Origin of the sequence: Streptomyces sp. NBC_00252, assembly GCF_036187565.1 — a bacterium.
In the GTDB taxonomy this organism is placed as follows: Bacteria; Actinomycetota; Actinomycetes; order Streptomycetales; family Streptomycetaceae; genus Streptomyces.
Genome location: NZ_CP108087.1, coordinates 3,230,756 through 3,242,548 on the forward strand (window position 1 = coordinate 3,230,756; position 11,793 = coordinate 3,242,548).

Genomic DNA, 11,793 nt, shown 5'->3' on the forward strand with positions numbered 1-11,793 from the left:
GAAGCGGATGACACCCGTGCGGCGACTACTCCGTCGGTCCCGTCGTAAGGATCACGTTGCGCAACGGCTCCTGGTTCACGAACCGTCCCAACTGGTCGACAACCAGACGCTTCGCCCGAGGCAGGAACGCGGAAGTGGGCCCGCCGACGTGCGGACTGATCAGCACCCCCGGCGCATGCCACAACGGGTGCCCCTGGGGCAGGGGTTCGGGGTCGGTGACGTCCAACGCCGCGGTGATACGGCCGCTTTCCAGCTCCGCGAGCAGCGCCTTGGTGTCCACGACCGGGCCGCGGGCCACGTTGACCAGCAGCGCCCCGTCCTTCATCCGGGCCAGGAACTCGGCGTCGACCAGGTGCCGGGTGGTCTCGTTCAGCGGCGTCGACAGGATGACGACGTCCGCTTCCGGGAGCAGGGCGGGCAGTTCGGCGAGCGGATGCACGGGCCCGCGCGCGGTGGTACGCGCGGAGCGCGCCACCCGCGCCACCCGCGTGAGCTCGAACGGAGTGAGCCGGTCCTCGATGGCGGAACCGATCGCCCCGTAGCCGACGATCAGCACGGACCGGTCGGCGAGCGCGGGATGGAAGTCCCCCTGCCAGCGCTCCTGTTGCTGCGCCCGCACGAACCCCGGAATGCCGCGCAGCGAGGCCAGGGTCAGCGTGAGCGCGAGTTCGGCGGTGCTCGCCTCGTGCACGCCCCGCGCATTGCACAACCGCACCCCCGGGGCGATCGACGACAGGCTCGCGGTCATGTCGTCGATCCCGGCGGTGAGCGTCTGGATGACCTGAAGGTTCCGCATCCGCTCCAGGGGCCGCGTCTTCACGGGCTGCCGCTTCATGTACGGCACGACGTAGAGGACGCAGTCCGCGGGATCACCGGGGAACTCCTGGTCGCCGTCCTCACCCCCGTCCCAGAACAGGTAGTCGGGCCCCTCGGGGAGCCCTTCGATCTCCTCCGGCGGGATGGGCAGCCATACGTCGACAGTCATGGTCAGGAGGCTATGTCAGGGCCACGCGCGCGCAGAGGTTAGGTTGGTGTGCCGGAAGAGGGAGGGTCACGACCAGGTGGAGCGCAGGACGATCGGTGCGGGGGCGCTCGCTGTGGGGGCCGTCGGACTCGGCTGCATGCCGATGAACTGGGCGTACAGCGGGTCGCGGCGACGGGGTGACGAGTCGGTCAGGGCCGTGCACCGGGCGCTCGACCTGGGCGTGACGCTTCTGGACACCGCCGACATGTACGGCCCGTTCACCAACGAGCTGTTGTTGGGGCGGGTGTTGAAGGAGCGGCGCGCGGACGCGTTCGTGTCGACCAAGGTCGGCCTCCTGGTCGGCGAACAGCACATCGTGGCCAACGGCCGCCCCGGCTACGTCAGACGGGCGTGCGACGCGTCGCTGCGCCGCCTCCAGACGGACGTGATCGACCTCTACCAACTCCACCGCGCCGACCCCGAGGTCCCCGTCGAGGAGACCTGGGGTGCGATGGCGGACCTCGTACAGGCCGGAAAAGTACGGGCGTTGGGCATGTGCGCGGTAGGCGCCCGCTCCGCCCGCCGCCCCGGCGCACGCCTCCACGACGGAACGATCCGCCAACTCCGGCGCGTACAACAGGTGTTCCCGGTGGCGGCGGTACAGGCGGAACTCTCGGTGTGGTCCCCGGAGGCCCTGGACGAGTTGCTCCCGTGGTGCACGTCACGAGGCGTCGGCTTCCTGGCCGCGATGCCCCTGGGCAACGGCTTCCTCACCGGCACCCTCACGCCGGGCGAGGGCTTCGAACCGGACGACGTCCGCGCCCGCCACCCCCGCTTCACCGCCGAGATGACCGCCGCCAACCAGCCCATCGTCGCGGGCCTGCGCCGCGTCGCCCGCCGCCACGGCCCGGAGGTGACCCCGGCCCAGGTCGCCCTGGCCTGGGTACTGGCCCAGGGAGCCCACGTGGTGGCGGTACCGGGCACGAAGCGGGAACAGTGGGTGACGGAGAACGCCGGGGCGGCGGGGGTGCGGTTGACCGGGGAGGATCTGGCGGAGGTGGCGGGGTTGCCGGGGGCGTTGGGGTCTTGGGATTGAGGGGGGCCGGGGGGTGGGGGTACGGAGGGCCGGGGGGGAGCTTCTCCCGCCTTGCGGCTGACCGCCGAGCCGGTTCCCGTACCCAGGACCGACCGGCGCCCCGGTTCTCCCGACCCGACGGCTCGATCGTGCGTCGGTGGGTGGTGATCGGGAACCCGGGCGGGGTGAGCGGTGTATGAAAAGTAGAACCCGCTCGTCGAAAGGACCTGATCGTGCAACGTCGAGTCGTGTCGGCCGCCCTGGCCGTGACCGCGCTCCTGCTGACGGCCGGCTGCTCCTCCGACAGTGGAGGGTCTCCGGGTGACGGCACGAGTGCGTCGTCCGGCGGCAGCGGCACGGCGACGGGATCGGCGCCCTCCCGGCAGGCCACCGCGCAGACCCCGCCCGCGAAGGGCACGGTCAAGGTGCTGCGCACGGTCACCGAGGGCCTGAAGTCCCCCTGGGGCCTCGCCCCGCTGCCCGACGGGAACCTGCTGGTCTCCTCCCGCGACGACGGCACGATCACCCGGATCGCCGAGGCCACCGGCAAGAAGACCGAGCTGGGCAAGGTCTCCGGGGTGTCCGCGGCCGGCGAGGGCGGCCTCCTCGGCATCGCGCTCTCCCCGGCCTACGCCTCCGACCACATGATCTACGCGTACTTCACCACCGCCTCGGACAACCGCATCGCCCGCATGCTCTACGACGCCAAGAAGCCCGCCGGTGAACAGCTCGGGGCGCCCGACACCATCTTCAAGGGCATCCCCAAGGGCTATATCCACAACGGCGGCCGCATCGCCTTCGGCCCGGACGGCATGTTGTACGCGGGCACGGGCGAGAGCGGTCAGCGCGGCCTGGCCCAGGACAAGAAGTCCCTCGGCGGCAAGATCCTGCGGCTGACCCCGGAGGGCGATCCGGCGCCGGGCAATCCGTTCCCGGACTCCCCGGTGTACACATACGGCCACCGCAATGTGCAGGGCCTCGCCTGGGACCCCGAACAGCGCCTGTTCGCCTCGGAGTTCGGCCAGGACACCTGGGACGAGCTGAACGCGATCAAGCCGGGCGACGACTACGGCTGGCCGAACACGGAAGGCAAGGGAGACAACCCGAAGTACCACAACCCGATCACCCAGTGGCACACCGACGACGCCTCCCCCAGCGGCATCGCCTACGCCGAGGGCTCCATATGGATGGCAGGCCTCAAGGGCCAACGCCTCTGGCGCATCCCCCTGGACGGCACGAAGACATCCGCCGCTCCCCAGGCCTTCCTCACCGGCGAGTACGGCCGGCTCCGCACGGTGGTCTCCACGGGGGGCAACAAGTTGTGGCTCATGACCAACAACACGGACGGCCGCGGCACACCCAAGTCGGGCGATGACCGGATTCTGGAGATCCAGGTGTCGTAGATACGGGTGGTGTGGATCGGGCTGGGGCGGGTTTGGGCGAGGGGGCGGACCCGGGTTACTGAGGGGACTCCGGCGACTGGGCCGACTCGGGGATCGCCGGCGGGCTCGGGATCGGGCTCCGGCTCGGGCTCGGGGACGGCCCCGTGCTCTGGCTCAGGAGCGGGCGTGGGCCGGGGTCGGGGAGCGGGCCTGGGCTGGGGATCGGCGACGGCCTCGTGCTCTGGCTCAGGAGCGGGCGTGGGCCGGGGTCGGGGAGCGGGCCTGGGCTGGGGCTCGGAAGCGGGCTTAGGCCCCGCGGCGGACCTCCGGCTCCCGGCTCCCGGCTCCCGGCCCAGCAGCAGGCTAGGACTTGGGCTCGTGCTCGGGCTCGTGCTCGTGCTCGTGCTCGTGCTCGGCAACAGCCTCTGGTTCAGCAGTGTGCTCGGACTCGCGCTCGGAAGCTGACTCAGAACCCGCAGCAATTTCAGGATCGGCACCGGCGTCAGACTCAGGCTCAGCCGTCTCAGCCCCAGGCCCGCCAGCCGACTCACTCTCAGGCACCCCAGCAGGCTCACCCTCGGCACCGTCGTAAGGCTCAGCGTCGGACCCGCCAGCCGGCTCGCCCTCAGCCTCGTCGGCGGGCTCGCCCTCGGCCCCGGGCTCACGCAGCCGTACGACCACCTTGCCCGACTCCAGGTCTATCGGTCCGCGCCCGGGGTCTCCGTCGGCGACGTCGACCCTGGTCAGCTCTAGGCGGTTGGCCTCGTCCTGGGTGTGTTTGCGGCCCGGTGAGAACAACTGCTCGAACATGTTGAACACGGCGCCTCCCCTGTGCCGGTCCCCTACAGCGTACGACTCATCCCGCGGATCGCACGGTGAGCGGGTCCGGCGGGAAGAGGCCCAGGCGGTGGGCGACGGCCGCGGCCTCGCCCCGGCCGGAGACACCGAGCTTGCCGAGGATGTTGGAGACGTGGACGCTCGCGGTCTTCGGGGAGATGAAGAGTTCCTCGGCGATCTGCCGGTTGGTGCGGCCGGCGGAGACCAGCCGCAGGACGTCCCGCTCACGGCTGGTGAGGCCGAGCGCCTCGACGGGATCGGCGGGGACCGCCCTGCGGGCCGGGACCTTCGTGAGCGTCAGCCGGGCCCGCTGGGCGAGCAGGGCGACGGCGTCGGCGAGGGGCCGGGCGCCGAGGTGCTGGGCGACGGCAGTGGTGAGCCGGAGCAGTTCGGTGGCGCGATCCCGCTCGTCGTCGTCTCCGGCCGGGTCGGACAGGAGGGCCTCGGCCAGGCGGTGGCGGACGCGGGCGAGGTCGTAGGGGCGGTCGAGGAGTTCGAAGGCGGCGACGACCTCGGACCAGTCGTCCGGGGTGGCGCGGCCCTCGGCGTGCCGCAGTTCGGCGCGGAGCCAGCGCTCGTGGGCCTGCCAGACGGGGACGTTGGTGGCGACGGGCTTGGCGGCTTCCCGGATGCGCTCGAGGATCTTGGAGCGGCCGGGGTCGGCGAGCGGCAGCCCGACGGCCTGGGTCTCTGCGATGGCGGCGGTGACGAGCAGCGGCCAGGCGCCGAACTGGGTGCCGGGGCGGAAGCCGGAGTCCAGGACGCGTTCGAGGGTGGCGCGGGCGTCCAGGACGCGGCCCTCGGCGGCGGCGAGCTGGATCTCGATCCGCTCCAGGGGCTGGTGGTGCTGCGGTGCCACGTCATGGGTGCCGAAGTGCTCGCGGGCGGCGGCCAGTTGGCGGCGGGCCTCGGGCACGTCACCGCGGGCGAGGGCGAGTTCGGCGTGGATGCGGGCGTGGAAGCCGCGGGGCTGGGCGCTCTGGCCCACCCGCTCGGCCTTGGTGGCGGCCTCGGCGGCCTCGGTCCAGCGGCCGAGGGTGAACAGGGATTCGGCGAGGTTCCCCCAGATCCAGGCCTCTTTGTCGAACTGGCCGAACTTCCGGGCGAAGGCGAGCCCGGTCTCCAGGATGGGCACGGCCTCGCGGGAGCGGCCGACGGTCTCCAGGGAGGAGGGGAGGTTCACATAGCTGCGGCCGGCGACGATGGTGATGCCTTCGGCGACCGTCCGTTCGTTGACGTCGACGAGTTCGGCGAGGCCCGCCTCGACGTCCCCCGAGGCGACCATGAGGCCGGCCAGGGTGAGGCGGGCGTCCATCTCGATCTCGCGGGCGCCGACCATGTGCGCGTACTCGACCGCGCGCTCGGCGGCGACGTAGGCGTCGGGTCCCGGGACGTGGACCATGGACCAGCCGGCGACCTTGGCGAGCACCTCGGCGTGCACTTCGGAGGGCGGGAGTCCGCGGACGAGTTCCTGGGCGGCGGCGAGTTCCGGCCAGCCGTCGCCGCGGGCCTGGGAGCGGACCAGGACGGAGCGCTGCACCCAGAACCAGGCGGCCCGCAGCGGGTCCTCCTCGTCCTCCAGGAGGTGCAGGGCCCGCTTGGTGATCTTCAGGGCGCGCTCGCGCTCCCCGCTCAGCCGGCCGGCGACGGCGGCCTCCGCCATCAGGTCGAGGTAGCGCAGGGGTGTGGTCTCGGGGTCGCAGCCGCAGGGCGGGTAAACCTCGGTGTAGTCGACGGGGCGCAGTCCCGCGCGTACGGCGTCGGGGACGGTGTCCCACAGCTCCATCGCCCGCTCCAGGAGCCGTAGTTGCTCGGAGTGGGCGTGCCGGCCGCGGGCCGCGACGGAGGCGTCGAGGACGGCGGGGAGGGCCTTGGCGGCGTCATGGGCGTGGTACCAGTAGCTCGCCAGGCGCATGACGCGCTGGTCGGCCGGGACGAGCGTCGGGTCGGCTTCCAGGACCTCGGCGTAGCGGCGGTTGATGCGGGAGCGCTCGCCGGGCAGCAGGTCGTCGCCGACGGCCTCGCGGACCAGGGAGTGGCGGAAGCGGTAGCCGTCGTCACCGGGGGCGACTTGGAGGATGTTGGCGCCGACGGCGGCCCGGAGTGCCTCGATGAGGTCGTCCTCGGCGAGCCGGGCGACGGCGGCGAGCAGTCGGTACTCGACGGTGGAGCCGCCCTCGGCGACGATCCGGGCGACCCGCTGGGCGCTCTCGGGCAGTGACTCGACCCGGACGAGGAGCAGGTCGCGCAGGGAGTCGGTGAGGCTGGAGCGGCAGCCGTCGTGGGCGGCGACGGCGAGTTCCTCGACGAAGAAGGCGTTGCCGTCGGAGCGTTCGAAGATCTCGTCGACCTGGGCGGGGTCCGGTTCGGCGGCGCGTATGCCGGCGATCTGGCGGCCGACCTCCTGCCGGTTGAAGCGGCTGAGCTCGATCCGGCGGACGGTGCGGAGCCGGTCGAGTTCGGCGAGCAGGGGGCGCAGCGGGTGGCGGCGGTGGATGTCGTCGGCGCGGTAGGTGGCGAGGACGAGGAGGCGGCCGGTGCGCAGGGTGCGGAAGAGGTAGGCGAGGAGGTGGCGGGTGGAGGCGTCGGCCCAGTGCAGGTCCTCCAGGGCGACGACGACCGTGCGGTCGGCGGCGACGCGCTCCAGGAGGCGCGCGGTGAGTTCGAAGAGGCGGGCCATGCCCTCCTCGTCGTGCCGGCGGGTCCGCTGGAGGGTGGCCGTCTCCGCCAACTCGGGGAGCAGCCGGGCGAGTTCCTCCTCCTGGCCGGATGCCGCCGCCGTCAGCTCGTCGGGCAGTTCGCGGCGCAGGGCGCGCAGGGCGGTGGAGAACGGGGCGAAGGGCAGTCCGTCGGCGCCGATCTCGACGCAGCCGCCGAGGGCGACGACGGCGCCCTGCCGGCAGGCGGCGGTGGCGAACTCCTCGACGAGCCGGGTCTTGCCGACGCCGGCCTCGCCGCCCAGCAGCAACGCCTGCGGCTCGCCCGCGGCGGCGCGGGCGAGCGCATCGTTCAGCGTGTCCAGTTCATCGGCGCGGCCGACGAAGATTGGACTGACGGACCTGGTCTCCACGGCCCCGAGCATGTCACGCGGCTCTGACAACGCGGCACCGGTTTTCGGGAGGGCGACCGACGGGAGGGCGCCCGACGGGAGGGCGACCGCGGACAGGAGAGCGCCGCCGCCCTCCCGTGCCGGAGCGTTCACCACGCGCGGGCGAACAGGTGCCTGCGGGGGCGTTCGGTATGCACCTCGCCCTCGGCGGCCTGCCGGGCCTGCTCGCGGCGGGCGGCGCGGGCGCCGCGCATGGCCTCGCGGGCCAGCCGCTCGTTCGCGGCCTCGCGGCGCATCTCGGTGGAACGGATCTGGTGGAGTTCGTACTCGTACATCTGAAGTCCCTTGGAAGAGGCGGTTTTTCGGCTTCGCTTTCTGCGATGCCTCAACCTTCGTCTCCGAGGGGGGTCCGCCACATCGGGAGAGTTCCGCATCTTGCGGCGGCGGGCGGGCCTTAGACGCACGTAAGGGGCCTCAGGTCCTCCGTAAGGTGCTTACGAAGGGTCTGAGGCCCCTGATGACGTGCGGTGACGTGAACCGGTCGTCAGCTGGCCGACGGCAGGCTGAGCAGGACGTCCGTGTACTTGAGGACGGCCAGGAGCAGTCCTACGACACCGAGGGCGACGCCCGCCCACGCGACCGACTTGATCCACGTGGCCTGCGGCTTGCCCGGGGTGCCGAACGCGGGCCGGATGAGGGCCCCGACACCGACGAGCGCGGCGACCAGGGCGAAGATGCCGGCCCACAGCGCGGTGGTGTGCCAGGCGTCGCCGTAGACCTCCTTGATCTGGGTGCCCACGCTCGCGGTGGAGGCGGTGTGGAGCTGGCCCACGAGGGTCTCGCGGGCGGCGGCGACGGAGCCGATCCAGCCGCCGGAGAGGGAGATGAAGCCGAGCGCGGCGGAGACGACCGCTGCGGCGCCCTGGCCGACGCCGGTGGGGCCCTCCTCCTGGTGGAGCTTCGCGAGCTCGGCCGCGTACTCCTCCTCGGTGAGGTCGTCCTCGGTCTCGGCGTTCTCCGCCTGGTGGTCCGCCTCCTGCGCGGCCACTTCGTCGTCGGTCTTGGTGACGTCGACGGTCTCCGCGTCGCTCTTCACCTCGGGGGCCTCGTTCGCGGCCTCGTCAACAGTCTTGGTACCCATGCTGCGCACGGTAGGGGTGAAGTCTGAGAAGTTCCTTAATGATCGCTGTGTGAGACACGCGCGCGTGCCTCGCGCCACTCGGGTGCGAGCACGGACCACACCTCGATGTCGTGCCGTACGCCTCCGTGGGCGTGCGACTCGCGCAGGACCGCGTCCCTGGTCATGCCCATGCGGCGCGCGACATTCAGGCTCTTCTCATTCCCCGCGGCGGCGTGCCACTCCACGCGGTGGATTCCCCGCTGCTCGATCGCGAAGTCGATGAGAATCCGCATCGCGCGGGTGATCAGCCCACGTCCGGCGGCGTCGGGTTCCAGCCAGCAGCCGACCTCGCAGTTGCCCCGGTCGGCGTGGAAGTTCAGGAAGAGGACCCCGCCGACGAGCTTGCCGTCGAGCCAGATGCCGTGCAGGGACGCCTCGTCGGCGGCGCGGAGGCCGGCGTAGCGCTGGAGCATGGCCCGCGTGGAGTCGGCGTCGGTCGCCTTGGAGCCGAAGGTGATGAACTGCCCGATGAACTCGCGGCCGCGGTCCAGGTGGGCGAGGAACTCCTCGGCGTTCCACGGCTCCAGGGGACGCAGTTCGGCTCCGTCGTCACCCAGGGGTATCGCGTACATCCTGCTCCTGCTCCTTCGCCAGGACGTCCGCCACCTCGGCGTCCGTCGCGGCGGCCAGCCTCTCATGGGCGGCGCGGCACTCGGGAGGCTCGATGCTGATGCGGGGCAGGACGCGGTCGAGGCGGCGGGGCAGCCACCAGTTGGCGCCGCCCAGGAGGTGCATGAGGGCGGGCACCAGGAGGGTGCGCAGCACGAAGGCGTCCAGGGCGACGGCGGACGCGAGGGCGATGCCGAACATGGCGATGACGCGGTCGCCGCTGAGCACGAAGGCGAGGAAGACCGAGATCATGATGACGGCGGCGGAGTTGATCACCCGGCTGGTCTCGGCGAGGCCGACGCGGACGGCGCGGCGGTTGTCGCCGGTTTCCAGCCATTCCTCATACATCCGGCTGACCAGGAAGACCTGGTAGTCCATGGAGAGCCCGAAGAGGACCGACACCATGATCACGGGGAGGAAGGGTTCGATGGGCCCGGCGCGTCCCAGGCCGAGGAACTCGCTCCCCCAGCCCCACTGGAAGATCGCGACGACGACCCCGAAGGCGGCGGCCACGGCGGCGATGTTCATCGCGGCGGCCTTGAGCGGGATGCCGATCGACCGGAAGGCGAGCAGGAGCAGCACACAGCCGAGCGAGATGACGACCCCGACGAACAGCGGGAGCTTGCCGACGATCACGTCGGCGAAGTCGTCGTAGCTCGCCGTCACGCCGCCGACGTGGATGTCGAGCGAGGTGCCGGTCTCGGCCCGGGGCAGGACCTCGGTGCGCAGCCGGTCGACGAGGTCGCTGGTCCGCTGGGACTGCGGTGCGGAGTCCGGTACGACGCTGAAGTAGCCGGTGGAGCCGCCGCTGTCGTAGGTCACCGGGGTCACGGAGGCGACGCCCTCGGTGGTGCGGAGGGTGGCGTCGAGGTTGTCCAGGATGAGCTTGTCCTCGGCGCCGTCGATCTTCGTGACGAGGGTGAGCGGGCCGTTGACGCCCGGGCCGAAGCCGTCCGCGAGGAGGTCGTAGGCCTGGCGGGTGGTCGAGGACTTGGGGTCGTTGCCCTGGTCGGAGGTGCCCAGGTGGAGCGAGAGGGTCGGCAGGGCGAGGACGGCCATGACGATCAGGGCGAGGGTGCCGAGGAGTTTGGGCCGGCGCTCGACGAACGCGGACCAGCGGGCGGCGAGGCCGGTGGGCAGTTCGGGCTGGGGCCCGTGCTCGGCCAGTCGGCGCCGTTCGCGGCGGCTGAGGGCGCGGGGGCCGATGAAGGACAGCAGGGCCGGGAGAAGCGTCACGGAGGCCGCGACGGTGAGCACCACGGTCAGCGAGGCGGCGATCGCGACCCCGTTGAGGAAGCCGAGCCGCAGGATCAGCATCCCCAGGAGGGCGATGCACACCGTGGCGCCCGCGAAGACGACCGCGCGGCCGGTGGTGACGACCGCGTTGGTGACCGCCTCGGTGACGGACAGTCCGCGTTTCAGCCCGCGCCGGTGCCGGGTCACGATGAACAGGGCGTAGTCGATGCCGACGCCGAGGCCGATCAGCATGCCGAGCATGGGCGCGAAGTCGGCGACGGTCATGGTGTGCCCGAGCAGGACGATCGCCCCGTACGCGGTGCCGACGCTCACCAGGGCGGTGCCGATGGGCAGGAGGGACGCGGCGAGCGAGCCGAAGGCGAGGAACAGCACGAGGGCGGCGACCACGACCCCGACGATCTCGGCGGTGTGCCCGCTCGACGACTCCGTGAGCGCGATGGCGCTGCCGCCCAGCTCGACCTGGAGCCCGTCGGCCTGGGCGGCCTTGGCCGCGCTCACGACCGCCTGCGCCTCCGCCTTGTCGATGTCCTCGGCCTGGTGCGCGAAGGTGACGGTCGCGTACGCGGTGCGTCCGTCGGCGCTGATCCGGCCGGTGCCCTGACCGTCGTAGGGGCTGACCACGGAGGCGACTCCGGGCAGGTTCGCGATCCTGTCCAGGGCCTCGGTCATGGTCTGTTCGACGTCGGCGGCGCGGACGGAGCCGGGGGCGGTGCGCCAGACGACGGTGTCGCTGTCGCCGCCGAGCCCCGGGAAGCTCTCCTTGAGCAGCTGCGTGGCCCGGCCCGATTCGGTGCCGGGGGCCTCGTAGTCGTTCGAGTACGCCGAGCCGGTGACCGCGGCGGCCGCGGTGACCCCGCCGAACGCGACGAGCCACAGCAGGACGGCGACGAGGCGGTGCCGAACACACCAGCGTGCAAGGGCTGCCACGAACGTGCTCCCGGGGATGGCGAATGGTGGATCTTTGACCGGGAAAATTCGTTCATGGGATGAACAGCCCGCAAAGAACGCATGAGCAGTACGAGGCCCACTCTTGCAGCAGAAAATGATCGTTTATGACGTTCGTGCGCTGAATCACGGGAGTGGGAGCCAGATCACAGGACAGTAACGGCATCTCTGTAGTCCTGGCCGCGCCTTGGGCGTCGCCTCAGTCGAACTGGTCCCCCAGCGCCATCACCATCGCCCCGACGACCAGCAGCCAAAGCGCCCGCCTGGTACGGCCCCTGGACCCGAGCAGCGACGCGAGCGCGCACACCGCGGCGCCGACGGCATAGGCGGCCGGGACGAGCACCGGCCCGGACCCGCTCGCCCGCAGCGCCGCCGCGGCCACCCCCGCGAGGGCCAGCACGGCACCGGTCAGCGCCGCCGTCCACCGGGCCCGGCGCGCGTCCAGCGCCGGATCCCCGACGTCCGGCGTCTCGGCATCCCCGCCTCCGTCCATGG

10 protein-coding genes are annotated in these 11,793 nt (G+C 71.9%); 2 read left to right on the forward strand and 8 right to left on the reverse strand.

All coding sequences use genetic code 11. From position 1 onward, the window contains the following. Window positions 1-25: 25 nt before the first annotated feature. Window positions 26-985 (reverse strand): 2-hydroxyacid dehydrogenase, encoded by a 960-nt coding sequence (locus tag OHT77_RS13700; protein WP_328828632.1) that lies wholly within the window; start codon window positions 983-985, stop codon window positions 26-28. 76 nt (window positions 986-1,061) lie between these two features. Here OHT77_RS13700 and OHT77_RS13705 point away from each other — a divergent pair, with 76 nt between their 5' ends. After that, window positions 1,062-2,060, forward strand: coding sequence for an aldo/keto reductase (locus OHT77_RS13705; protein ID WP_328828634.1), 999 nt, complete (start codon window positions 1,062-1,064; stop codon window positions 2,058-2,060). A 227-nt stretch (window positions 2,061-2,287) separates the two neighbouring features. Further along, window positions 2,288-3,442 (forward strand): PQQ-dependent sugar dehydrogenase, encoded by a 1,155-nt coding sequence (locus OHT77_RS13710; protein ID WP_328834233.1) that lies wholly within the window; start codon window positions 2,288-2,290, stop codon window positions 3,440-3,442. A gap of 342 nt (window positions 3,443-3,784) precedes the next feature. On the opposite strand, the gene OHT77_RS45005 is transcribed toward OHT77_RS13710, so the two are convergent. From OHT77_RS45005 to OHT77_RS13745, 7 genes are all read right to left on the reverse strand, one after another. Then, window positions 3,785-4,231 (reverse strand): DUF6191 domain-containing protein, encoded by a 447-nt coding sequence (locus OHT77_RS45005; RefSeq protein WP_443048208.1) that lies wholly within the window; start codon window positions 4,229-4,231, stop codon window positions 3,785-3,787. Between the two features lie 46 nt (window positions 4,232-4,277). After that, window positions 4,278-7,340: a helix-turn-helix transcriptional regulator gene (locus tag OHT77_RS13720; RefSeq protein WP_328834234.1), complete on the reverse strand. Its 3,063-nt coding sequence runs from the start codon at window positions 7,338-7,340 to the stop codon at window positions 4,278-4,280. 116 nt (window positions 7,341-7,456) lie between these two features. After that, window positions 7,457-7,642 (reverse strand): hypothetical protein, encoded by a 186-nt coding sequence (locus OHT77_RS13725; RefSeq protein WP_266772847.1) that lies wholly within the window; start codon window positions 7,640-7,642, stop codon window positions 7,457-7,459. A 209-nt stretch (window positions 7,643-7,851) separates the two neighbouring features. Continuing rightward, window positions 7,852-8,448: a hypothetical protein gene (locus tag OHT77_RS13730; RefSeq protein WP_328828637.1), complete on the reverse strand. Its 597-nt coding sequence runs from the start codon at window positions 8,446-8,448 to the stop codon at window positions 7,852-7,854. 35 nt (window positions 8,449-8,483) lie between these two features. Beyond that, window positions 8,484-9,059 carry a GNAT family N-acetyltransferase gene (locus OHT77_RS13735; protein WP_328828638.1) on the reverse strand — a complete coding sequence of 192 codons (576 nt, stop codon included), beginning with the start codon at window positions 9,057-9,059 and terminating at the stop codon, window positions 8,484-8,486. Beyond that, the gene (locus OHT77_RS13740; RefSeq protein ID WP_328828639.1) at window positions 9,037-11,280 is read right to left on the reverse strand and encodes an MMPL family transporter; all 2,244 of its coding nucleotides are present in this window, start codon (window positions 11,278-11,280) and stop codon (window positions 9,037-9,039) included. The genes OHT77_RS13735 and OHT77_RS13740 overlap by 23 nt, the downstream gene beginning before the upstream one ends. 217 nt (window positions 11,281-11,497) lie before the next feature. After that, entirely contained in the window at window positions 11,498-11,791 is a 294-nt protein-coding gene (locus tag OHT77_RS13745) for a hypothetical protein (protein WP_328834235.1), read from the reverse strand. Between the last annotated feature and the right edge of the window lie 2 nt (window positions 11,792-11,793).

Coding starts and splice junctions, on each gene's coding strand:
- OHT77_RS13700 (WP_328828632.1), bottom strand. CDS start 985: ATGACTGTCGACGTATGGCTGCCCATCCCGCCGGAGGAGATCGAAGGG.
- OHT77_RS45005 (WP_443048208.1), bottom strand. CDS start 4,231: ATGTTCGAGCAGTTGTTCTCACCGGGCCGCAAACACACCCAGGACGAG.
- OHT77_RS13720 (WP_328834234.1), bottom strand. CDS start 7,340: ATGCTCGGGGCCGTGGAGACCAGGTCCGTCAGTCCAATCTTCGTCGGC.
- OHT77_RS13725 (WP_266772847.1), bottom strand. CDS start 7,642: ATGTACGAGTACGAACTCCACCAGATCCGTTCCACCGAGATGCGCCGC.
- OHT77_RS13730 (WP_328828637.1), bottom strand. CDS start 8,448: ATGGGTACCAAGACTGTTGACGAGGCCGCGAACGAGGCCCCCGAGGTG.
- OHT77_RS13735 (WP_328828638.1), bottom strand. CDS start 9,059: ATGTACGCGATACCCCTGGGTGACGACGGAGCCGAACTGCGTCCCCTG.
- OHT77_RS13745 (WP_328834235.1), bottom strand. CDS start 11,791: ATGGACGGAGGCGGGGATGCCGAGACGCCGGACGTCGGGGATCCGGCG.